This window comes from Demequina pilifera, from assembly GCF_048814985.1.
Classification (GTDB): domain Bacteria; phylum Actinomycetota; class Actinomycetes; order Actinomycetales; family Demequinaceae; genus Demequina.
In genome coordinates this window covers 457,393-480,470 of record NZ_JBMDTW010000003.1, presented here as the reverse complement: position 1 = coordinate 480,470, position 23,078 = coordinate 457,393, and the positions used below count along the sequence as shown (strand labels likewise).

Genomic DNA, 23,078 nt, shown 5'->3' with positions numbered 1-23,078 from the left:
GGCCTTGTGGCCGCAGCGCGGTGGCACGAGTTGATCAGGGGAGGGAGAGGCCGTGACGCGTCGTCAACCGCTGAGCCCCCCGGTGCTGCCCGGTTACACCTACATCCGGCCGCTCGGTTCCGGCGGCTTCGCGGACGTCTATCTCTTCCAGCAGGACATGCCGCACCGGCTCGTCGCCGTCAAGGTGCTGCTCAGTCGCATCGAGGATCAGGCCGCGGCGCGCACGCTGTCCGCCGAGGCCGACATCATGGCGAGTCTCAGCTCTCACCCGTCGATCCTCACCGTGTATCAGGCGAGCGTCTCCGCCGACGGGCGCCCCTACCTGGTGGTGGAGTACTGCCCCGCCTCGCTCACGAACCGGTACCGGAATGAACTGATGCCCGTGGCCGAGGTGCTGTCGATCGGCGTGAAGATCACGGGCGCGGTCGAGGCCGCTCACCGGGCGGGACTGCTGCACCGCGACATCAAGCCCTCCAACATCCTGCTCACCTCTTTCGGCCACCCCGTGCTGTCCGACTTCGGCGTCGCGTCCGCGCTCGCGCACGGCGAGGCGGAGACCATTGCACTGTCGCCGCCGTGGAGCGCGCCCGAGGTGGTCGAGCAGCGCACGTCCGGCACGGTCGCATCGGAGGTGTGGGCGCTCGCGGCCACCGTGTACACGCTGCTGGCTCAGCGCGCGCCCTTCGACCTGCCGGACGGCCGCCGGGGCGACGACCTGCAGTTGAGGGCCCGCATCTCGCGCGCCAAGTACACCCCGACCGGGCGCTCGGATGTGCCCGCGTCCCTCGAGCGTGCGCTCGAGGGGGGCATGCGCCGCCTGCCGGGAGATCGCTACCCGACTGCGCTCGCTTTCGGGGAGGCGCTGCGCGAGGTGGAGCGCGAGCTGGGGCGGGCGCCGACGGCGCTCGACGTGCCCACCGACGAGTGGGCGCAGGCGGCGGTGGGCCTGCGCGACGCGGAGCCGGCCCCGCCCACGCGACGCTCGACGGTGTCCGTGGAGTCCCGCCGTCCCCGGCGCGATGCGGCCACCGGCACTCGGCAGGGCACCGTCACCCGTCACGAGGCCGCGGCGAACCGCGTGGGCCGCGCGGTCGCGATCACGGCCGCCGTCATCGGCGCCGCTGCGCTCGGCGCGGCGGTCACCGTGCTGATCGTGGTCGGGGCCTAGGTCATGGCTGGAGTCGAGGCCGGGCAGGGAGAAGCCACCGCGGCGCGGTGGCGGACCTTCCGGCGCGCCTCGGTGGCGGCCGTGCTCACGGCACTGGTGGTGGGCGTCGTCCTGGCCCCGGGGTTCGACGAACGCGAGGTTCAGGTCGACGATCCCTCGGTGTGGGCGCTGCAGACCGCGTCTGGCGAGAGGTTCGGCCGGGTGAACACGGTCGTGTCCGAGGTGGACACGGTGAAGGCGGTCGCCGACCCGAGCGAGATTCTCCAGGCCGACCGGACGCTGCTCGTGTACTCCGACAACCTGGGCTCGGTCACCGCTCTCGACACGGCGCGACCGCAGGACGTCGGAGAGACGAGCGGCGACGCGACGGTCACGACCCCGCGCGGCACGAGCGAGGTGGCTCACACCGGCGACGTGGTGGCGTACGTGACCGAGACGGGCGAGGTGCTCGCGGGATCGGTGAGCGACGGCACCGCCGTGACTCCGCGGGCCGTCGACCCGTACGTGGACGTCGAGGTGGCCGAGGGCGAGGACCGACCGCAATTTCGCGCGGTCGCCGCGGCGGTCGCGGTCGACGGCACCCTGGCGGCCTACTCCGCAGAGCGCCGCAGCGTGCTGATCGCAGACGCGCTCACGGGCGACATCCGGGACACGGTGTTCCTTCCCGAAGGACCGGAGAGCGAAGCCACGCAGATCTCGTGGGTGGGCGGGCAGTGGGTGCTGCTCGATCCGGCCAGCGGACTCGTCTGGACGGGCCTCATCGACGAGCCCATCGCCACCGGCACCTCGGAGAGCGCGCTGCTGCAGACCCCGTCTCCCGAGTCGGAGCTGATCGTCATCGCGGACGAGTTCGGCGCCGTGACGGTCCCGTTCGACGGCACGGCCCCGCAGCGCGCGTATGGCGCCTCGGAGCTCGTGCTCGGACAGCCCGCGCAGCCCGCCCCGCTGCCGGGATCGTCGATCATCGCCGGGGCCTGGCTGCCAGCCGGCGAGGGCGCGGGGACCATGTGGATGTCGAACGGCACCACGACCCAGCTCGACTACGGCGACGGGACGCTCGGCGAACGTCGGTCTCCCCGGCTCCGGACCAACGGCTCGCGCCTGATCCTGAACGAGTCGCGCTCGGGGTGGGTGTGGGGAGTCCCGTCGGGTGCGCTGGTGCCGTCCTCTCAGGAGTGGGTGCGCGAGGACACCACGCAGACCGCGCCGGATGACGATGAGGTCGCGACCCAGGTGTCGGAACCGCGGCCTCCCGTGGCGCGCGATGACGACCTGGGCGTGCGTGCGGGGCGTCAGGTCAGCCTCCCGGTCCTGCTCAACGACCACGATGCCAACGCGGACGCGCTGACCATCGTGCCCGGTTCGGTGACGAGGCTCGAACCGTCCTTCGGCACGCTGACGCTGGCCGACGATCAGCAGTCGATCGTCGTCGACGTCGCGCCCGACGCGGCAGGCTCGGCGACCTTCTCATACGTCGTCACCGACGGCACCGCAGGCGACGGACTGCTCTCTGAGCCCGCCTCGGTGACGCTGACCGTTGCGGCTCCGTCCCAGAACAGCGCACCCGTGTGGTGCGGAACCGACGAATGCCTGGCGCGGTGGCCCGCTCCCCAGGTCGCTCCTGGCGGAACGGTGTCGACGGACGTGCTGTCCGGCTGGGTGGACCCCGAGGGGGACCAGATGTACGTGGTGGGCGCGAGCACCACCGCATCGGTGGGCGTCGTGGCCTCCTCGCCGGAAGGCGACGTCGTCTTCCAGCACACCAACGCATCGGCCACCGCGTCCGGGATCGTGCCGGTGGAGGTCACCGTCGCGGACGTGAACGGGGCGCGGGCGACCCGAACCCTGAACGTCACCGTGATGGGCGAGCCCGAGCTGCGGGTCGACGCCGCGGTGGCGACGGTGACCGCAGGGACGGACACCACCGTCGACGTGTCCGAGCTCGCGACCGGCGCTCGCGGACCGCTCGTCGTGACCGAGGCGGGCACGGATGCCAGCGATGACGCGTCCGTGGCGGTGGCGCAGGGCTCCGTGGGGTTCACCTTCACCTCACCGCAGCCGGGCTCGTACCCGGTGGACTACACCCTCACGGACGGCGTCTCCGAGGTGCGCGCCTCCGCCCGGGTCACGGTCGTCCCTCCCGAGGAGGAGCGGCTGGCGACCGCGCCACTGACGGCCTTCGTCCGCACGGGGGAGGACGCCACGATCGACGTGCTGTCCTCCGTCTCCAACCCCGGGGGCCACGTGCTGCTGCTGAGCGAGCTCGATACGGCGGCCGCAGAGGGTGCGCGCCTGTCCGCCGACATCGTCGGCCACTCGGCGCTGCGCATCAGCGGCGAGACTGCGGACGCGCAGCCGGGCCAGCTGGGCGTGCTGCGCTACACCGTGTCCGACGGCTCGGGGCGTCCCCAGGCGACCGCTCGCGGGGAGGTCACCGTGGTGCTGCTCGACTCAGAGGCGCCCTCGACGCCGCTCGCGGTGGATGACGCGATCACCGTGCGAGTGGGCACCCAGGCCGATATCGACGTGCTCGCGAACGACCTGGGGCCCGCCGGCAACGTCATCGCGTTGGACGCCGGCTCGGTCGAGGCGAACGACGAAGCGGGGCTCGCCTTCCCCGCGCGCTCGACCGTGCGGTACCTCGCTCCGGACGAGCCGGGAACTCATGTGATCTCGTATGCCACCTATGTCCTGGGCTACCCGGCACAGCGGGACGCCGCGACCGTGGTCGTCACGGTTCTCGAGTCGGAGACGAACGCACCGCCGGTGCCCCGCCCCCTGACCGGACGCGTGGCCGCCGGCCAGAGCGTGCGCCTGCCCTTCGACGGCACGGGCACCGACCCCGATGGTGACGCGGTGGGCTTGCGGCGCATCGAGACCCAGCCCGAGTCGGGATCGGCGCGGGTGTCCTCCGACGGGCAATCCATCGTCTACACGGCCGAGCCGGGCTTCGCCGGACAGGTGGCCTTCGACTACAGCGTGGAGGATGCCCGGGGCCAGTCTGCGGTGGCGAGGGCCACCGTCGGCGTGCTGGCGGCCGGAGTCGACCCGCGCCCGGTCACCTACTCCGACTATGTGCAGGCGCAGGTGGGCCCCGACCGTCGCGTCAGCCTCGACCCCACCGGCAACGACATCGACTTGGCGGGCGGCGACCTGGAACTGGTCTCGGTGCGCCCGGACGCCGACCCGGAGTCCACGGAGTTCGCCGCTCTCAGCGAGCGGCTCGAGTCCGTCGACGATGGGCGGGTCACGCTGTCGGTGGGCGAATCGCCCGGCACCCACTCGTTCGTGTACACAGTGCGGAACTCCGGTGGCTCGACGGCGATCGGCAGGATCGTGCTCAAGGCCGTGCGCGTGCCGGTGGCCGACGTGCCGATCGTGGATGACACGGTGCTGACGGCGCAGACGCGCGACGTGTTCGAATCCGGCGTGGACGTCCTGACGGACAGGGTGTCGTGGGGCTCGGGCGACTCCTCTGGTCTCGAACTGTCGCTGTGGGGCGACCAGCCGGACCTCACGGTCGAGGGACGCACCATCGCGGGGCCGCTCCCCGAGTCCTCGCGGCTGGTGCCGTTCCAGGTCAGCGGCGTGGACTACGCGGGCGAGGAGGTCGTGTCCTACGGCTTCCTGCGCGTGCCTGGAGAAGGCGACTTCCGTGTCGCGCTCCGGGATGACTTCACCCCGCCCGAGGTGGACGAGGGTGACTCGGTGACCTTCGACCTGCGGGATCTCGCGGCGCTGCCTGCGGGAGTGCAGATCGCGATCGAGGCGGGCGGAGTGACGGACTCGGGCCGTCGGGAGGATTCGAGCTGCTCGCTCGTCGCCGGCACCACGCTGCGCTACTCGGCCGGCATGGGGGAGCCCTACACGGACACCTGCCTGGTGCCCGTCGCCATCGCCGGACAGGACGAGTCCACCGTGCTGCCGGTGCCGATCGTGATCATCGCCGAGGACCCGCAGCCCATCCTGACCGGCGCCTCCCTCGAGATCTCCCCCGGGGACGCGGCCGCGTTCGACGTGGCACGCATGGTGTCCTGGCCCCCTGGTGCGGCGGCTCGGGCGGTGGAGATCGCGACGGCCTACGCGGGACAGCAGTTCGAGGTGTCGCGCAGCGGCACGGTGCTGACGGTCACGGCGAGGGACGATGCCGTGCCTGGGCGCCAGGACGCCGTCACCGTGTCGCTCCCGTCGGACCCCGCCACTCCTGCGGCGTCGCTGTCGCTCGAGGTCGGCCCCGCGCCCTCCGAGCTGCCCAAGGGCGCCACAGTCGTGCAGCGCTGCTCTCAGGCGGACGGCGAATCATGCACCATCACCGTCTCGGGGGTGCCCGGTGAGGTCAACCCGCTGCCGGGCACTCCGCTGGAACTGGTCGCGGTGGCCGGCGCTGCGTCGTGCCCCGACGTCTCGTTCACCCCCGTCGACGCCAGCACGGTGCGCGCCTCGTGGACGGCGGACGCCCCGGGTGCAGTGTGCGACGCCACCTTCTCCGTCCGCGACGCCCAGGGGCGGGTGAGCGCGGGCGATCGCCAAGGGTCGATCAGCCTCGACCTCCAGGGCTACCCCGCGGCGCCGGCGGAGATCCGTCAGACGGCGTTCGCGGACGGCCGGGTGACCCTCGCGGTCTCTCCTGGTCGAGCCGCCTCCGCCTACCCGGCGATCTCCGGTTTCGACGTCTACGCCGGAGACGTGCGCGTGTCGTCGTGCACGGCGCGCGGAGCGTGCGAGGAGATCACGGGCCTCGTCAACGGAGACAGGCAGCAGTACACCGCGAGGGCGATCAACTCGGTGGGACGGTCTCGCGACGCGGTGTCGGTCACGGCGTGGGCGTACGCGCCCCCGGAGCGGCCCACCAACGTCACGTGGCGTCCTACGCGGGACACGGGCGGCGACGGCCGTCGCATCGACGTGGAGATGCGGATCCCCGACCCGACGACCCGCTCGGTGATCCTCTCGAGCCCCACGGGCGCGACGCGGGAGTACAGCGTGTCCGGGCGGACCCTGACGGTCAGCGGCTACGACGTGGGGTCCAATCAGGCGCAGACGGTCACGGCCATCCCCACGACGGCGCTCGAGATCCCGCCCGTGGGCGGCGGCAGCAGCACGGGCGCCGCCGTCACCTTCAGTGCGCACGGAGTCGGCGCGCCCACGCTGCTCTCCGCGGACTTCGCCCTCGACGACGAGCGCGAGCAGGTGACGTTCACGGTACGGACCCGATCGGGTGGCCAGGGCTCGCAGACGTGGGTCGGGCTCGAAGTGGGCGACGCGTGCACGGCGATGGTGCAGGCCTCGGGCGGGACCGCGCGGGTCAGCGCCGATGTGGAGCCGAACACGCGCACGGACTTCACGCTGTGCGGGGAGAGCCGGTACGACGGCACGACCTTCGCGGCGTCCAACACGATCGACAAGTCCGTGAACTCCTTCGTCGAGCCAGGCGCGCCGACCTTCCAGCGCGGCTACCGCGTCAACTCCACGTGCAGCGGCGACGACTGGTCGTGCTCGACGAGCGTGACGGAACCGCGGCCCAACGAACCGTCGGGGATGTTCACGCAGTACTCGGTGGCCGGCGGCAGCTGGAACGAGGCCTTCGTCCTTCCCGTCGGCTCCGCGTCGGAGGTGCGGTCCCGGTATTGCATCGAGTACGACGATGGCACGGTCCAGTGCTCAAGCGAGACCTCCGTGGTCCCCGCGCAGTCCGGCTCGCCGCGCTACCCCGTCGAGATCCAGGTCCGACCGTGTCGCGCAGGGGCCGATCCCGATCCCGGCGGAATCGACGTCTCGGCCGCCGCGGCCGACTACGAGACGACCCGCACCATGCTGGGGGTCAGCGGCAACGGCGCGGTGCCGATCGATCAGATGCGCCGCATGCGCTGGCAGGTGTCGTTCTCGGGCGCCCTGTCCAGCCTCAACGACTGGGTCACGACCGTGGACTGCGAGTACACCGCACCCGAGCCCACGCCCGAACCGACGCCGGAGCCCACCGATCCGGGCCCCGATCCCGCGCCGAGCCCGACGGACGCGCCGTGAGCGCGCATCGGCCCTGTCGCCCCGAGCACCGGCCCACCGACCAGTGGGCGCGCGCGCCGCGCCCCACCTCAACGCCTAAGGAGAACTGATGACCGTCACCGAGGAGCAGGCCGACTGGTTCGCGCAGACATTCGCGGCGCTCGCGGACAACGTCGAGCGCGCGGTGCTCGGCAAGCGTCACGTGGTCGAGCTCGCGTTCACCGCGATGATCTCGGAGGGGCACCTGCTGCTCGAAGACGTCCCCGGGACCGGCAAGACGTCGCTCGCACGGGCCCTGGCACAGACGGTGAAGGGCACCTCCACGCGCATCCAGTTCACGCCGGACCTGCTTCCGGGCGACGTCACCGGCATCACGGTCTTCGACCAGAGTCAGGGCACCTTCGAATTCCACGCGGGCCCGGTGTTCGCGAACGTGGTGCTCGCGGACGAGATCAATCGCGCGAGCCCCAAGACCCAGTCCGCGCTGCTCGAGGTCATGGAGGAGGGCGCGGTGACCGTCGACGGCGTGACCCGGCCCGCGGGCAGCCCGTTCATGGTGGTGGCGACCCAGAACCCTATCGAGCAGGCGGGCACATACGCGCTGCCCGAGGCGCAGCTGGACCGGTTCATGATGCGCACCTCTCTCGGCTACCCCGACCACGGCGCGACGCTGCGCATCCTTGACGCCGGCAGGCCGCCCCGCGTCACCGTGCCGGCGCTCGTGGAGCTGCAGACCATCGCCGCGATGACCGAGCTGTCGGCCCAGGTCCACTCGAGCCCCCTCGTGCTGGACTACATCGCGCGTCTCGTGGATGCCACGCGCGGAGCCACGCAGGTGCGGCTCGGCGCCTCGATGCGTGGCGCGATGGCGCTCGCGCGCGGGTCGCGCACGTGGGCGCTGGGCCACGGCCGCACGTATGTGACGCCCGACGACGTCAAGGATCTCGCGGAGCCCGTCCTGGCGCATCGGCTCATTCTCGACCCCGAGGCCGAGTTCGACGGCGTCACCGCGACCGCCGTGATCGGCCAGGTCCTCCTCGACACCCCGCCGCCCAGCCAGAAGGATCTCGCTTGAGCGTCGAGTCCAGAGGGCGCACCCGCGCCGATCACACCTCAGCGTCGCATCCCCGGGGCCACACGCACACGGGGACGACGTGGGCGGGCACGCGCACCCAGCTCACCGGCCGCCGGCGCGGCCGATGGGTGGCGCTGGGCCTGTGGGCGCTGCGGCTGTCGCGTGCGAGCAGCGAGTCCGTGCGGGCGGGCTGGGCGCGCACGCGATCCGTCGTCACCCCCTCGGGCTGGGCGGCCATCGTGTCCGCGCTCGCGGGCCTGGTGCTCGGGCTCGCGTTCGGCTGGGGAGAGTTCCTCCTCGCGGCGCTGCTCGCCACAGTCCTGCTGATCCTCGCGCTGCCGTTCCTGCTGGGCCGCGAGGCCTACGAGGTGGATTTCGACCTGAGCCACGATGCGGTGGTCGCGGGCACGGACGCCGAGGGCGAGATCGTGGTGCGCAACACGCGGGCGAGGCTCGCCCTCCCGGGCCGGGTCGACGTGCCCGTGGGCGCCGGGCTCGTGGACTTCCACGTGCCGCTGCTGCGGCGCGACCATCAGCATCGCGAGTCGATAGTGATCCCCGCGCCGCACAGGGGCGTCATCGACGTGGGTCCCGCGACCACGTCCCGTACGGATCCGGTGCACCTGCTGCAGCGTGAGTTCCGCTGGGCGGATGTGCGCACGCTGTACGTCCACCCCGTCACGGTGGCCATTCCGAGCACCTCGATGGGGTTCGTGCGCGACCTGGAGGGGCGGACCACGCGGACCCTCACGAACGAGGACATCTCGTTCCACGCGGTGCGGGAGTACGCGCGCGGAGACGCGCAGCGCCAGATCCACTGGAAGTCCACGGCGAAGACCGGCCAGCTCATGGTGCGCCAGTTCGAGGAGACCCGGCGGTCCACGATCTCGGTGGTGCTCGACCTGGACGAGGATTCCTACGCGTCCGAGGACGAATTCGAGATGGCGGTGAGCGCGGTCGGCTCCCTGGGCGTCCGCGCGATCCGGGATGGTCGCGACGTGCAGGCGGTGGTGAGCGGCGAGGTCCCCGAGTTCGCGCGCGCCTCGGTGCGGTCGCTGCGCCAGCTGCGCGTCGCGAGCCCACGGGGGCTCTTGGATGACCTGGCCGGCGTCGAGGCCGGTGCTGCGGTGGTGGCGATGCCCACGCTGACGCGCATGCTCGTCGAGTCGACCGGGGACACCTCGCTGGCGTTCCTCATCACCGGCTCCGCCGCCTCGCACGCTCACCTGCAGAGCGCCGCCATGGCCTTCGCGGGCGACGTCGGCGTCGCGGCCGTGGTGTGCAACCCGAACTCCCAGCCGTCCATGCGGGCCATGGGCCGGACCCGGGTGTTGAGCCTCGGGGTGCTGGACGACCTGCGGCAGCTGCTGGCGCGGGGGGCGGCATGAGCGCGCGCAGGAGAGGCGGGACGGCCGGCGTCACATGGGCGTTCGTGCTCGGCAACGCCGCATTCGTGATGGCCATCAGCGCGGTCGCGGCCTGGAGCCTGCAGCCGGTGTTCGCATCCACCCGCTATCTGCTCACCGTCGGCGCCGCGATCGCCGCCGGCGCGGCCATCGCGGTGGTGTGCGAGCGGCTGAGGCGCGGTGCGGGCACCGCCGTGATGCTGTCGCTCGTGGTGTACCTCGTGGGCGGTGCCGTCCTCGCGATCGGCGGGCCCCTCGACGGCCCGGAGGCCTGGCGCAGCACCGCCGGCGAGCTCGTCCGCGGCCCCGCCCTGGGGTGGAAGGACATCGTCACGCTGCCGCTGCCTCTGGGCGAGTACCGCGCGACGCTGGTGCCGGTCTTCGCGCTGTTCCTCGTCGCGCCGCTGCTCGCGACATGGGCGGCGGTCCGTTCACGCCGCCTGTGGGGACTCGGTGCGGCGGTGCTCGGCGGACTGCTCGCGGTGTGCGTCGCGATCGGCCCGGCGACAAGGGCCGATGCCGTCGTCGAGGGTGCGTTCGGCACCTACGTCACGAGAGAGTTCGCAGTGGGGCTCGCCGCGCTCGTCGTGGTGCTGGCCTGGTTCGGCTGGCGCGCGGCGTATGTGCGGCGCAGGGCGATCGGCATCGCGCAGGGCGGGGACGACGCCCGGCTGGTGCGCAGGCCCCGCATGCGCGTCCTGGGTGGGGTGGCCGCGGTGCTCGTGATCGTGGTCGCGGCAGCCGGGATGGCGACGCTCGTGGCCGGCCCGATCGCCGCCGACACACCGCGGGAGGTCGCGCGCAGCGCGATCGACCCGCGCCTGACGGTTGCGCAGGCGGTGTCGCCGCTGTCGTCGTATCGCTCGTATTTCGAGGACGACGCGTACGACGCCCTGCTGTTCTCGGTCGACACGCGTGCGGGGGACCCGCAGCGAGTGCGGCTTGCCGCGCTGTCGCACTTCGACGGCGAGACCTTCAGCGCCTCCGCGGGTCCGGACGCGCCCCCGGTGCGCTTCCAACGGGTGCCGTCCTTCATCGCCCCCGATCCCGGCGCCGTGACGCTTCGTGCCGACATCACCGTGGGGGCCGGCGGCGGCATCTGGGTTCCGCTGCTCGGCCGGCTCGGCAGCGTCGAGTTCCACGGGCCGCGACAGGCGCAGCTCGTGGATGGCTTCTACTACCTCGAGGAGGGGGCGACGGGCGTGATGGGCGCCGAAGGGGGAATCGTCGCGGGCGACACCTACACGGTCGAGGGCCACGTCCCGGCCGAGGCTCAGGAGCTCGCAGATCTCGGCACGTCGCCCGGGGCCGCGAGCATCGACACCGAGCTGATACCGCAGTCGCTCTCGGACTGGGTCACGCTTCAGGGCGTGTCCCGGGACGGAGCCGGGCTGGACCAGCTGCTCACGCGGCTGCGGGAGCGCGGATACCTGAGCCACTCTCTCGACGACGGCACCACCACCACGAACTGGCGGAGCGATCTGCCCGGCTATGTGTTCGCATCCTCGCCCGCCGGCCACTCCTATGACCGCCTCGACCGGCTGTTTGCGTCGCTCATCGATCGCGAGGAGCAGGTCGCGGGGAACCCGCGCGCCTCTCTCGTGGCCGCGGTGGGTGACGATGAGCAGTTCGCCGCCGCGGCGGCACTGATCGCGGCCGAGCTGGGGTTCCCCTCGCGCGTGGTCGTGGGGGCGCGTCTGGCCGGGGACGAGGACGAGGCATGGGAGGTGCCGCCCTGCGAGGACGGCGAGTGCCGCGGGCGCAACCTCTCCGCGTGGGTCGAGGTGCAGGGCAGCGACGGCACCTGGGTCGAGGCAGACGTGTCGCCCCAGTACGAGTCGCCGCTGTCTCCCGACGTGTCGCAGCAGACCGATCCGGAGTATCCGACGGCGCTCGACCCGGAGCGCGCCGAGCCGATCGTGCCGCCGTCGTCCCAACGAGGACTGTCTGGCGACGATGCTGGCGCAGACGAGGACGCGGACGGCCGGGCCGGCTGGCTCGCGACGACCCTGCGCATCAGCGGCATCGGGCTGCTGGTGCTGCTGGTGCTGTGCGGCCCGTTCCTGTTGGTGATCGCGTGGAAGGCCGTGCGACGGGTGCGGCGACGCAAGGGCGAGCCGATGGACGCCGTGCATCGCGGCTGGGACGAGTACGTCGACACGGCGGTCGAGGCGGGCCTCGAGCCCATGCCGCTGGCCACCCGCGCCGAGACGGCGGCCGCCTATGGGCCGGACAACGGCGCCCGCATCGCGCTCGCGACCGATCGCGCGACCTTCTCCGACGCCACGATCACGGCGCAGGAGGCCACGGAGTTCTGGGCGCTCGTCGACGCCGACCGCGTGGCCCGGCTGAGCGAGCGCGGATGGTGGGCGAGGATGCGCATGCGGGTGTCGCTGCGGTCCGTGTGGCTCTCGGTGGCGACGCCGGCGCCTCGGGACCCGGTCCGGCGCCGTGCCGATCGCCCGCAGTGGCGCTCGGAGCACACCTCTCGTACGGACTCCGGGCACAGCACGCGGCGCTCGCGACTGCGCCGCCAGCGCGGTCGTTCGTAGGGTGCGGGGGCGGCGTCACCGCGGCGCGCGGGCTGGGGACGCGCATCGCGGACCAGCCCATGGCACAGTTCTGGTGGTATGGCAGCGCCGTTTGAACGGCGATGCTGGGTGTAGGACAGCGACGGCGACACGGCCCCGATCCGGGGCGAGTCTCGCCGCCCGCAGATGGCACAGAGGAAAGGGATCACCCCCATGGACGCGGCACTAGGCACTGCGGTGCTGGCGACGCTTGGCATCATCGCGGCGATCGACGCCGTGTGGATGGGTCTCGCGCTGGGCGCGCTCCTGCGCAAGCTCGGCGGCAGCCCCTTCCGTGCCTGGGTCCCGGTGCTGCGGTGGGTGGCGGCCGCACGGGAGGGACGCGTGCCGACGGTGCCCGTCGCCGAGGCCCGCTCCGTGGAGTTCGCCGGAGCGGTCGTGGCGGTCGTGTCGTGGGTGGCGATGCTCGTGACGGAGGAGCCAGTGCCGGCGGCTCGGACGGCGCTGATCGTCGGCCTGCTGATGTGGTTGATCGGCGGACTGGCGGGATGGCTGATGTGGATCGACGGCGCGAGCACCATCGAGTTGAGGATGCGCGCGCCACGGGCGATGACCTGGCTGGCGGCGATCGCCCCCGCCGTCTGGGCGTCCGTGCTCGGTTGGGGCTCGTACCAGGCCACCGGCCACGGCGTGACGGCGAATGCGGCGGCCGCCGGTGCCGCGTCCGTCCACGGCCGGGAGCCCCGCGCGGCCTCCGACGCCCCGCAAGCCGTCCCCGCCGCGCAGTCCGCTCTCCGTCAGGCAGAGGCCGCGGCCTCGCCCCCGGGGACCAGTCCCGATCCCGCCCCCGCGCGCGGCGACAGCCCGGCCTGGGTCACGGGTGACGGCGGCGCCACGGTCGCCCAGCGGTGGGAGGGATTCGGCGAGGGCTACACGCCCGCCGCCCCGCGCGCGAGCTTCGCCGACGGCCAGGCGGACGGGGACGAGTTCCCTGTCGACCTGGGACCCGGTGGTCCCGCGGACCGCCAGGACGAGCCTCCCGTCACGGGCCACGCGCCGGGTGGCGGCGACACGTTCCCCGGCGACGTGCGCGCCGGCGACGGTGACGCGACGGAGCGCGACTCCATGGCGCGCCCCACGGACCACGCCGACTCCGACGGCGCCGCGTCCAGCGCCTCGGCGGAGGACCACTCCTCACCGGACGACTCCGTGCCCAGCGAGCCCACGGCCGTCACCCCCCTGCCGCCGGGATGGACGGGAGCGTGGGCCAAGGTCGCGGACGACGAACCGCGACCGCCGTCGACGCCGAAGGCCGAGCCCTCCGACCTCGACGCCGCCGCCGCTTCTGACGACGCCGCCGCGTTTGACCACGCAGTGGAATTCCCGGACGTCGGTGACGCGGGGCCGGGCGGGCCGGGCGCGGGAGAGGACCTCCCGGCCGCGAGCGGGCCTGCGTCCCCGCCTCACCAGCCCCTCGCCGAGCACACGGACGCCGACGCCCCCACGGCCTCGCCTGCAGACGCCCCGGCTGTCGCCGGCTCGTCGGCGCCTGATTCGGCGCCCGGCCCGGTGCGCGACGGAGCGATCGCGGACACGGACGATGCGGTCGTGGCCCCATCGCCAGCCGCACCTCCGGCAGAGCCCTCGCCAGCGACGGCGGCGGTGCCGCGGGTGCCGCCCCCCTCAGCGGCGTCCCCGTATGTGAGGCGCCTGTCGCCGTACCTCCAGCCCGAGCCCAGTGCCGCGTCGCCCGACCCCACCGACACGCCCGAGGGCGCCTCATCTGCGGACACCGAGGCTTCGCCCACTGACGCAGCGCCGGTGAGCGACGCGGCGGGGCCCACCGGCCCCGTCGCCCCGAGCGAGCCGGCCCCGACCACCTCGACCCTGGAGGTGCGGCCCCTGCCGGGCGACGGGGACGCGAAGGATGCTGAGCCCACGCAGGCGCCGCCAGCGACGCCTGCCCGGCCCGCAACCGCATCGGCCGCAGGCACCGACGGGCTCGAGGGAGCCCCCATCGTGTCGCCGCTGCCGCCTCCCCCGCCCGCGAGGGCCGACAGCGCCCAGTCCGCGGGCACGGCCCCCGACGACGACGATCACACGATCATCGCGGAGCGTCGACGAGACGCGTGGATGCTCGAGGTCGAGGGTGGGGCCTCCTATGGGCTCGGGGCCGAGAGCGTGGTGATCGGCCGGTCGACCTCCGTCGCGATCCCGGGGCGGTTGGGCGTCGACGACCCCACCCGCACGCTGTCGAAGCTCCACGCCGAGCTCGAGCCGCGTGAGGGTCGATGGTGGGTGCGCGACCTCGGCTCCACCAACGGCACCTACCTGCGCGCCGAGGATGGCACCGAACGGGAGGTGGGCGAACGCGGATCCACGGTCGACGGCGACCTCATCCTCGGAGACCTGGTGGTGCGGATCGTCCGGCTCGAGGAGCGCCGATGACGGTCCGATGGTGTGCGGGAGCGGGAGCCACGGCGCCGGGCGACCGTCCGAAGAACGAAGACGCCTTCCTGAGCTCGGGGCCCGTCCACGTGGTGGCCGACGGCATGGGGGGACATCTCGCGGGAGCGGCGGCGAGCAGCGCGGTCGTCGAGGCCTTCCGTGAGCTGACGGATGCTGCCACCGTGGACCCCGACGACGTGGTGCTGGCCGTGGCGCGTGCCCAGGAGGCGGTGGAGCGACTCTCGGAAAGGGTGGGCGGCAGCTCGGGTTCGACGCTGACCGGCGCCATCGCCGTCGAGCACGACGGTCAGCCGTGGTGGATGGTGATCAACGTGGGCGACTCCCGTGTCTACACGATCGAGGGCGGAGTGCTGTCGCAGATCACCGTGGACCACTCGTACGTGCAGCGGCTGGTCGAACGCGGTGACATCACCCCGGCTCAGGCCGAGGTGCACCCGGACCGCAACATCGTCACGCGCGCGATCGGCGACGGCATCCGGGACTTCGATGCCTGGCTGGTGCAGGCGCGGCCCGGAAGCCGCCTGGTGGTCGCGAGCGACGGACTCATGAAGGCGCTCTCCGATGCGCGAATCGCGTCGATCGCCTCGCTCGCGGGCGAGGTCTCGTTGGCGGCGGGCCGCTTGGTCGGAGCGGCCGTCGACGCCGCGGCGAGCGACAACGTGACGGTCGTGGTGGTCGACACTCTGCACGCGCACACCGACCCGGACGCAGACCCCTCTCCGTGGCGGCTGTGGGGTGCCCGCGGGGATGACGACGACACCACCATCTCGGGCCGGCGCCGGGAGTCGGTGTGACGGGCGGCGGCCGTCGCGAGCGGCGGGAGCGCCGCGAGGCGCTCGAGCGGGCTCAGGCGGAGGAGGCCAGCGCCCCGCACGGTCACGACGTCGCACAGCAGAGAGATCCCGACGACGACACGATGCTCGCGTCGCGTCGGGCGCGAACGCGACCGGATGCCGAAGCGGACCAGGATGATGCCACCCGGCTCGCGGCTCCACGCGGTCGGTCCGGCGCCGGCGGCGCGGGCGAGGCTCCGCGCGGCGACGACGACTCGACTCGCATGTCCTCTCGCCGCCAGCAGGGGCGCCCCGGAGCCGAGGAGTCGAGGCGCGCGAGCGCTGATGCCGCCGCCGGTGCGGGTGGCGACGCCTCCGACGACGACGCGACTCGACTGAGTTCGCGTGCAGGAGCCATGGACGACGAGTCGACGCGCTTCGCGTCGCGACGCGAAACGGCGGGCACCCTCCCGGCCGATAGGGCGGCCCCCGGTGGCGCCGCGGACCCTGGAGCGCTGCCGGGCGGCGTGGTCCCGGGTGACGTGTCGCGCGGATCCTTTGGCGAGAAGGGCGGCACCTACCGACCGCGGTCGGCATCCGAGTCCCAGACCGCACCGCGGGTGGGTCCGGCGGCCGCAGACGAAGGCTCCGGCGATGCGGATGCGGCGCCCGCTGACCACCGCGTGCTCACGCCCGCCGAGGCGGCGCGGCGACGCAAGGCCGTCCGCAGGCGCCGGCTGCTGGTGGCGATGGCGGTCGCCGCTGGGGTGGCGGCGATCGGCACCCTGGCGGTGCTGGCGATCGTGTTCTTCCTGGGACTTCCCGACGGCTGACACACATCGCGTGACTGGCTGCCCCGTCACGCACGGCGCGCGAGGGCGTTCGCGTAGGTTGGTCCCGTGACCTCAGAGACCTCGCCCCTGCACGCCGAGCACGTCGCCGACGGCGCCACCATGGTCGACTTCGCCGGCTGGCAGATGCCGGTGCGCTACTCCGGCGACATCGCCGAGCACCAGGCGGTGCGCACCGCCGCGGGCCTGTTCGACCTGTCCCACATGGGCGAGCTGATGGTGCGCGGGGCCGATGCCGCGGCGGCCCTCGACTACGCATTCGTGGGACAGGTGAGCCGGGTGCCGCTGTGGGGCGCCAAGTACACGATGATGTGCGCCCCCGACGGGGGCGTGATCGACGACGTGATCGTGTACCGGCGCGACTGGGACCACTTCATGGTGGTCGCCAACGCCGCCAACCGGATCACGGTGCGCGACCAGCTCCGGTCCCGGATCGGCGAGGGCGGGTTCGACGCGTCGGTCGAGGACGTGACGCACGAGATCGCTCTGGTCGCGATCCAGGGTCCGGCCGCGGAATCGATCACGGCGTCCATGTGCGAGCTCGGCGCGGATGACATCCATGCGCTCAAGTACTACAAGGGTGCGAACGTGCTCATCGAAGGAGGCATCCACGCCTTCGCCGCCCGCACGGGCTACACGGGCGAGGACGGTTTCGAGCTGTTCGTGCCAGCGGATCGCGCGCGCGCCGTGTGGAGCCTGGCCATCGAACGGGGCGACGCCGCGGGGCTCATGCCGTGCGGCCTCGCGGCCCGAGACTCCTTGCGTCTCGAGGCCGGCATGCCGCTCTACGGTCACGAGCTGAGTCACGACACCAACCCCTTCGAGGCCGGCCTGGGCCGGATCGTGGGGCTCGGCGGCTCCGAGGGCCCTCCGCGCGGAGACTTCGTGGGACGGGCGGCGCTCGAGCGGGTGCGCGACGTCGGGGTGCAGAAGACGCTCGTCGGCCTGGCGGGCGACGGCCGCCGCTCGCCGCGCACCGGTTACCCGGTGACCGACCCGCAAGACAACCAGATCGGCATCGTCACCTCGGGTGCCCCCTCGCCCACGCTGGGCCACCCGATCGCGATGGCATATGTGCCGCCCGGGCTCGCCGAGGCGGGCACCGAGATCGGGGTGGATGTGCGGGGACGACGCGAGATGATGCGCGTCGTGCCGCTACCGTTCTACACGCGGGGCGGCTAGCCTCGTGCTGATGGCCCCGAGGGCCGTCTTCCGCAAGCGAGAGGTGGGCCACCGTGCCGGAGATTCCTGACGGACTGCAGTACTCGGCCAAGCACGAATGGGTGCGCGGAGACGCGACCTCGGGCTCGACCGTCACCGTGGGCATCACCGCGTATGCGGCCGATGCGCTGGGCGACGTGGTCTACGTCGAGGCACCCGCGGTCGGCGCGGCCGTCGTTGCGGGCGAAGTGTGCGGCGAGCTCGAGTCGACCAAGGCCGTGAGCGAGCTGTACTCGCCGGTGACGGGCAACGTCGTCGAGGTGAATCCCGCGCTCGAGTCGTCTCCCGACCTCATCAACTCGGACGTCTACGGCGAGGGCTGGATCTTCACGGTCCAGTTGTCGGAGGACGCGAGCGGACTGCTCGACGCTGGCGCCTACGCGAGCACGACGGAGTAGGGCGGTGGGGGGCCGCTCCACCCGACTCGTCGTCGCGGCGGCGATCACCGACGACCTGCTGGTGCCCCGCACCCTGCTCGCGGCGCGGCGGACCGCGCCCGATGCGCTCGCGGGGCTGTGGGAGTTTCCCGGCGGCAAGGTCGAGCGAGGCGAATCCGTCGAGCAGGCGCTGCGCCGCGAACTGCGCGAGGAGCTGGGCGTCGAGATCGAGATCGGCGACGAGATCGCCGGACCCGACGACGGCCGCGACGTCGAGGACCAGTGCGGCGACGAGCCCGTGTGGATGCTGCGCCCGGGCGACGCCGATGCCCAACGCCTGGTCATGAGGGTGTGGTGGGCGCGCGTGCTGCCGGGAGCCGATGGCGCGACGGTCGAGCCCCGCCCGCTCGAGGACCACGACGAGCTGCGAGTGCTCGAGCCCGGCGGCTGGCGAGACGTCGCGTGGCTGCCTGCGGACACCCGCATCGTCGAGGCTCTGCTCGCCGACGCGACCGACCGCCACCGTCGCGCCTACTGCTGAGGCGGTGCCACCGCTCCTTCGGCCGTCGCGGTCTCGTCCCAGCCGCTCTGGGGGGTGGCGCAGGTGCCTCGATAGACGTACTGCGAGGGACGCTTGCGCTGACTGCTGGTCCAGTCGATCGGGGGCCGGCGCTGGTCGTCGGGGAGGTAGCCGAGCCGATAGACGGCCATCAGTTCGAGATCGTCGGGAACCTCGAGAAGGCTCACGATCTCGTCCCAGCGCCCAGGGACCTCCATGGGGAACGAGACGAACTGGATCCCCATGCCGAGCTCGACCGTGGTGAGCCAGACGTTCTCCATCGCCGCGCCCATGCTGAACAGCGAGTAGAACGAGGACAGCTCGCCTGGCCGGTACTCGGAGCGGTCGAGCATCACCCCCAGCAGCAGCGGGGAGCCGGCGACGAGCTTGCGATTCTCCGCGCCGAGAGTCTGCGGCACGCGCATGGTGTTCATGAGCTTCTGCCCCCGGGAGGTGAACACCTGGTTGGTGAATGGCCGCAGGGGCGCGGGGAGGCGGTCGAAGAGCATCCCGTCACGGCGGCGCTCCATCTCCTCCTTGCTGAACCGGAAGTAGGGCTTGTAGCGCTCGAAGAACGTGCCGTTCGACATCGCCTCAGTCATGCTCGCTCCGCTGATCTGGGCGATGGCCTCGATGGTCGGCCGTTCCTCGATGATCACGAACCGCCACGGCTGGCTGTTCAGCTGCGACGGCGCGCGGCCCGCCACCTCCATCAGCAGCCGCTGATGCTCTTCGGTGACCGGGTCGGGCAGGAACGCCCCGTTGGTGGTCTTGCGGCGACGGACGACGTCAAGGAATTCCATCAGTGCTTCCTCCAGGCGAGAATCAGGGCGATCATGAACGGCGGCGCGGCCAAGCCCGCCACGGACGCATGCCGACGAACCCTTCCGCCGGCGTAGGGCAGCGCCGCGAGTGGGGCGGCGGCGATCAGCAGAGGGAGACCGGCGGGGCGGCGCTCGACGGCGCTTGCCGCGACCGCGACCGCGGTCAGCGCAGCGGTGGTGATGAAGAGCCCGTGGTGCACCCAACGGATGCGGGTGTTGTCGATCACGCCGGTCGCCACGGCGGTTCCGAAGGCGGCGTTGGTGACGTAGCCGGCGGCGGCCATCGTCACGAGGCTCCGGGTCGCTCGTGTAGCGGGCGGCTGTCTCATCGTTCGACCCTGTCATGCGTGAGCAGCAGCCGCTGGGGGAACGCGGGCGCGACCTGCCACCCCGGCGGCACTTGTGCGCGCAGTTCGGCCGGACGGTAGCTGCGGCGAATGGACAGGAGCCCGTCCTGGTGCACGAACGAGCCTCGCGCGAGAGGCGCCGTCGCCGCCGCGTAGAGGCGATAGCCGAGGTGTCTGCGAGACAGGTCGTTGTGGATCACCAGGTGACGAGACAGAGCGAGGCTGTCGGCGAGCAGCGAGTCCAGCTCGCGCTCGTCGAGGTGGTGGAGCAGGTGATTCGAGATCACGATGTCGAACCTGTCGCCCCGGGCGACCAGGTCCGCGCTCGTGGCCTGCTCGAAGCGGACATCGCTGGCCGGCAGTCCGCGGACGTGGAGGATCGCGCGCTCGTCGGGGTCGATCGCCGTGAGTGCCAGGGCGAGCCCGTCGCGGGCGGCCCAGCGGGCGAGGGAGCGCGGGATGTCCCCACCGCCAAAGCCGATGTCCAGCATCGTCGTGGGGACGTCCGGGCTCAAGCGCGGCCGGATCCTCTCCCGGTAGAGGCGCCGCCAGCCTGACACCAGCCGGTTGACGGTGGTGAACTGCCGGTAGGTGCGCTCAAGCCGGTGAGGGTCGCAGTCCGGCGCATCCATGATTTCGCGCGACTCGGCATCCCGTTGGGCGAGACCTCCGGACCTCATCACACCACCCGCCGGGTGAACAGCGCCGACTCGACCGTCAGGCCGGGACCGAACGCCATCGCTGCGACCCGTTCCGGTCCCGAAGGGACCCCAGCAGTCCGCCCATCGACCTCGAGGTGCTGTCGCAGGATGAACAGGACCGTGGCGCTCGACATGTTGCCGTAGTCGCGCAGCACGGCTCGCGAGGGAGCCATCTGCTCGTCGGTGAGAGCGAGTGCGTGTTGCACGCGATCCAGGATCGCGCGCCCTCCAGGATGCACCGCCCATCGTTCGATGTCGGACCACGCCGGAGCCGCAGACTGTGGAAGCCGGCCCACGAGAGGCAGCAGCGCGTCCACGATCTGATCCTCGATGATGCGCGGCACGTAGCGAGAGAGCACCATCTCGAAGCCGAGATCGCCGATGGTCCAGGCCATGTCGGCCTCACCGCCGTCGGTCAGGGCGGTCTCCTGGGCGTCGATGTCCAGCACCGTCGAGCCGGCGGGCGCCGTGCGCGCGGAGACCACTGCCGCGGCAGCGCCGTCGGCGAAGACCGATGAGGCGACGATGGTGTCCGGGTCGTTGGCGGAGCGGACGTGCAGCGTGCACAGCTCCACGCACACGATGAGCACCACGGCATTCGGCTCGGCCACGCAGGTCGAGACGGCGGCGCGCAGGGCAGGGAACGCGCCGTAGCACCCCATGAATCCGATGTGCAGGCGGCGCGTGGAGGGGTGGAGGCCGAGGTCGCGCACCAGGACGTAATCGGGACCGGGTGCAAAGAACCCGGTGCACGACACCGTCACCACGTGGGTGATGTCGGAGCGGTCGAGGCCTGGCGCCTGGTCGATCGCGTTCGCAGCTGCTCGCGTCAGCAGCGGTTGAACCTCGCGGGTGTAGACGGCGTTTCGAGTCCCGGTGGAGGGGGTCAGAATCGTCTGGCTGTTCGCGTCGTAGAAATCGGCGGCAGCGGACGTCGTGCCCGCGAAGTCGCTCATCACGGTATGGCGACGCTCGATCGCAGAGGCGTCGAAGACGGCGCCGATCAGACGCCGCGCCGCGCGCGTCACATCGGCCTGGCTGGCGAACAGGTCGCGCACCCTGTCCTGTTCGAGGACGGTCGGCGGGACCGCAGTGGCGATCGACCGCACGCTGACGCCGCGGGTGTGCCCGTCTGGGGTGCTCATGTCGCTGATCCTCTGATCTTGTGCCGATCTCTCAACTGCGGTTCATGATCCCGTCCGGAATCTGCATGGCGATGGTGGAACGTTCGGCATGGTCGAAACATGCCACGGCGCTGCGGGTCGGAGGTGAACGGCGAGCCCGCCGAGGCGCAACTCAGGCAGGCCGGCGAACAGAGTCTCGGGTTCGACGCCCACCGACGACTCAACTCGGAACCCCGACTCCATCGCCCCGTCACAGATGTGGCCCAGGGAGGCCGTCTTCCCGATGCCGGCCTCGCCGCGCACCACGATGGCACCACTGCGACCGGAACGCGACCCCAGAGAACAGGCGCTCCATCTTGCTGTGCTCGACGTCTCGGCCCAAGGACTGGGTCATGGTTGCCCCCGTCGGACGTCGGAAGGTGCAGTCGTCACCACTGACGACAGTCAACACGCAGGGGGGCGGTTGCGCACGCCGGCGACCCGAATCTCCCCCCGGAGGCACTTACGCAATCGGCGTGTTGCGTAAATTCGGAAGAGGCGGTTAGGGTTACCTCACTTCTTCACGACGACCGCCAGAAAGGCCCTCCATGACTGCCCTGCGCCCAGCCGCCTTCGCGACTGCCGCCCTTGCCGTGCTGACCCTCAGCGCGTGCGCCACCGCCGACGACGACGGAGCTTCGACTCCGGCTGCCACATCCGACGCCGCCGCGACCTCCGACGGCGCCTTCACGCTGTACGCGGGCCGCGATCAGGAGTTGATCGACCCGCTCATCGAGCAGTTCGAGGCCGAGTCCGGCATCAGCGTCGAGGTGCGCTACGCGGGCAGCACGGAGCTGGCGGCGCTGCTGCTCGAGGAGGGCGACGCATCGCCCGCGGATGTGTTCTTGGCGCAGGATGCGGGCGCGTTGGGCGCGGTCGCCAAGGCGGACATGTTCGCCACGCTGCCCGAGGCCGTCAGTGAGACGGTTCCCGCAGGGTTCACGTCCACGGATGGGTCGTGGGTGGGCGTCACCGGCCGCGCGCGCGTCATCGTCTACGACGCCGAGCAGTTGAGCGCCGATCAGGTGCCCTCGACGGTCGCCGCCCTGACCGACGAGCAGTGGGCCTCCCAGGTCGGCATCGCGCCCACGAACGCCTCGTTCCAGTCCTTCGTCACTGCGCTGCGGGTGCTCGAGGGCGAGGACGCCGCGCAGGAGTGGCTCGAAGGCATGAGCGCCAACGACGTTCAGATCTACGCGAAGAACACGCCGATCCTGGAGGCCGCCAACGCCGGCGAGATCCAGTTGGGCCTGATCAATCACTACTACTGGTACCGCATGGCCGCCGAGGTCGGCGCCGACAACATGAGGGCCCAGCTGGCGTTCCCCGAGGCGGGAGACGCGGGCGGCATCGTGAACGTCACCGGGGCCGGGCTGCTGAACGCCGCGTCCGAGGACGCCGACGCACTGGAGTTCGTCGAGTACCTCGTCTCTGAGTCCGCACAGCAGTACTTCGTGGACAATACCTACGAGTACCCGCTGATCGAGGGGGTGCCGGCACCCGAGGGTCTGCCGGCGCTCGACACGCTCACCAACCCCGAGCTGGACTTGTCCGACCTCGACTCGTTGGGCGAGACCACCGATCTGCTCGTGGAGGTCGGCCTCCTGTAG

At 72.0% G+C, this 23,078-nt stretch carries 16 protein-coding genes; 12 read left to right on the top strand and 4 right to left on the bottom strand.

The window, feature by feature from the left end; genetic code table 11:
- The first annotated feature begins 52 nt into the window (after nt 1-52).
- The 11 genes from ACNI14_RS07620 (at nt 53) to ACNI14_RS07570 (ending at nt 18,415) form a co-directional block, all read left to right on the top strand.
- On the top strand, nt 53-1,168 hold the full coding sequence (locus ACNI14_RS07620) for a serine/threonine-protein kinase (protein ID WP_420519383.1): 1,116 nt from the start codon (nt 53-55) through the stop codon (nt 1,166-1,168).
- 3 nt (nt 1,169-1,171) lie between these two features.
- Entirely contained in the window at nt 1,172-7,192 is a 6,021-nt protein-coding gene (locus ACNI14_RS07615) for an Ig-like domain-containing protein (protein WP_420519382.1), read from the top strand.
- An 88-nt stretch (nt 7,193-7,280) separates the two neighbouring features.
- On the top strand, nt 7,281-8,246 hold the full coding sequence (locus tag ACNI14_RS07610; protein ID WP_420519381.1) for an AAA family ATPase: 966 nt from the start codon (nt 7,281-7,283) through the stop codon (nt 8,244-8,246).
- Entirely contained in the window at nt 8,243-9,634 is a 1,392-nt protein-coding gene (locus ACNI14_RS07605) for a DUF58 domain-containing protein (RefSeq protein ID WP_420519380.1), read from the top strand. The genes ACNI14_RS07610 and ACNI14_RS07605 overlap by 4 nt, the downstream gene beginning before the upstream one ends.
- Nucleotides 9,631-12,204, top strand: coding sequence for a transglutaminase domain-containing protein (locus ACNI14_RS07600; protein WP_420519379.1), 2,574 nt, complete (start codon nt 9,631-9,633; stop codon nt 12,202-12,204). Before ACNI14_RS07605 ends, ACNI14_RS07600 begins: the two co-directional genes overlap by 4 nt.
- A 192-nt stretch (nt 12,205-12,396) precedes the next feature.
- Nucleotides 12,397-14,631, top strand: a complete 2,235-nt coding sequence (locus tag ACNI14_RS07595) for an FHA domain-containing protein (RefSeq protein WP_420519378.1) — start codon at nt 12,397-12,399, stop codon at nt 14,629-14,631.
- A complete protein-coding gene (locus ACNI14_RS07590; RefSeq protein ID WP_420519377.1) occupies nt 14,628-15,446 on the top strand; it encodes a PP2C family protein-serine/threonine phosphatase in 819 nt (272 codons plus the stop codon). The genes ACNI14_RS07595 and ACNI14_RS07590 overlap by 4 nt, the downstream gene beginning before the upstream one ends.
- Nucleotides 15,443-16,258: a hypothetical protein gene (locus ACNI14_RS07585; RefSeq protein ID WP_420519376.1), complete on the top strand. Its 816-nt coding sequence runs from the start codon at nt 15,443-15,445 to the stop codon at nt 16,256-16,258. Before ACNI14_RS07590 ends, ACNI14_RS07585 begins: the two co-directional genes overlap by 4 nt.
- 66 nt (nt 16,259-16,324) lie before the next feature.
- Nucleotides 16,325-17,458, top strand: coding sequence for a glycine cleavage system aminomethyltransferase GcvT (gcvT, locus tag ACNI14_RS07580; RefSeq protein WP_420519375.1), 1,134 nt, complete (start codon nt 16,325-16,327; stop codon nt 17,456-17,458).
- A 53-nt stretch (nt 17,459-17,511) separates the two neighbouring features.
- Complete coding sequence (gene gcvH, locus ACNI14_RS07575) at nt 17,512-17,895, top strand: glycine cleavage system protein GcvH (protein WP_420519374.1); 384 nt, start codon at nt 17,512-17,514, stop codon at nt 17,893-17,895.
- 4 nt (nt 17,896-17,899) lie between these two features.
- On the top strand, nt 17,900-18,415 hold the full coding sequence (locus ACNI14_RS07570; protein WP_420519373.1) for a (deoxy)nucleoside triphosphate pyrophosphohydrolase: 516 nt from the start codon (nt 17,900-17,902) through the stop codon (nt 18,413-18,415).
- On the opposite strand, the gene ACNI14_RS07565 is transcribed toward ACNI14_RS07570, so the two are convergent.
- Genes ACNI14_RS07565 through ACNI14_RS07550 form a run of 4 tightly spaced genes read right to left on the bottom strand, consistent with a single transcriptional unit; the run spans nt 18,406 to nt 21,450 of the window.
- On the bottom strand, nt 18,406-19,236 hold the full coding sequence (locus ACNI14_RS07565) for a nitroreductase family protein (protein ID WP_420519372.1): 831 nt from the start codon (nt 19,234-19,236) through the stop codon (nt 18,406-18,408). The two genes, ACNI14_RS07570 and ACNI14_RS07565, sit on opposite strands and share 10 nt — an antisense overlap.
- A complete protein-coding gene (locus ACNI14_RS07560; RefSeq protein WP_420519371.1) occupies nt 19,236-19,541 on the bottom strand; it encodes a hypothetical protein in 306 nt (101 codons plus the stop codon). Before ACNI14_RS07560 ends, ACNI14_RS07565 begins: the two co-directional genes overlap by 1 nt.
- A 41-nt stretch (nt 19,542-19,582) precedes the next feature.
- Nucleotides 19,583-20,236: a class I SAM-dependent methyltransferase gene (locus ACNI14_RS07555; RefSeq protein WP_420519370.1), complete on the bottom strand. Its 654-nt coding sequence runs from the start codon at nt 20,234-20,236 to the stop codon at nt 19,583-19,585.
- 47 nt (nt 20,237-20,283) lie between these two features.
- The gene (locus ACNI14_RS07550) at nt 20,284-21,450 is read right to left on the bottom strand and encodes a type III polyketide synthase (RefSeq protein WP_420519369.1); all 1,167 of its coding nucleotides are present in this window, start codon (nt 21,448-21,450) and stop codon (nt 20,284-20,286) included.
- Nucleotides 21,451-22,016: 566 nt separating this feature from the next.
- Between ACNI14_RS07550 and ACNI14_RS07545 the strand changes: the two genes are divergently transcribed.
- Complete coding sequence (locus tag ACNI14_RS07545; RefSeq protein ID WP_420519368.1) at nt 22,017-23,078, top strand: iron ABC transporter substrate-binding protein; 1,062 nt, start codon at nt 22,017-22,019, stop codon at nt 23,076-23,078.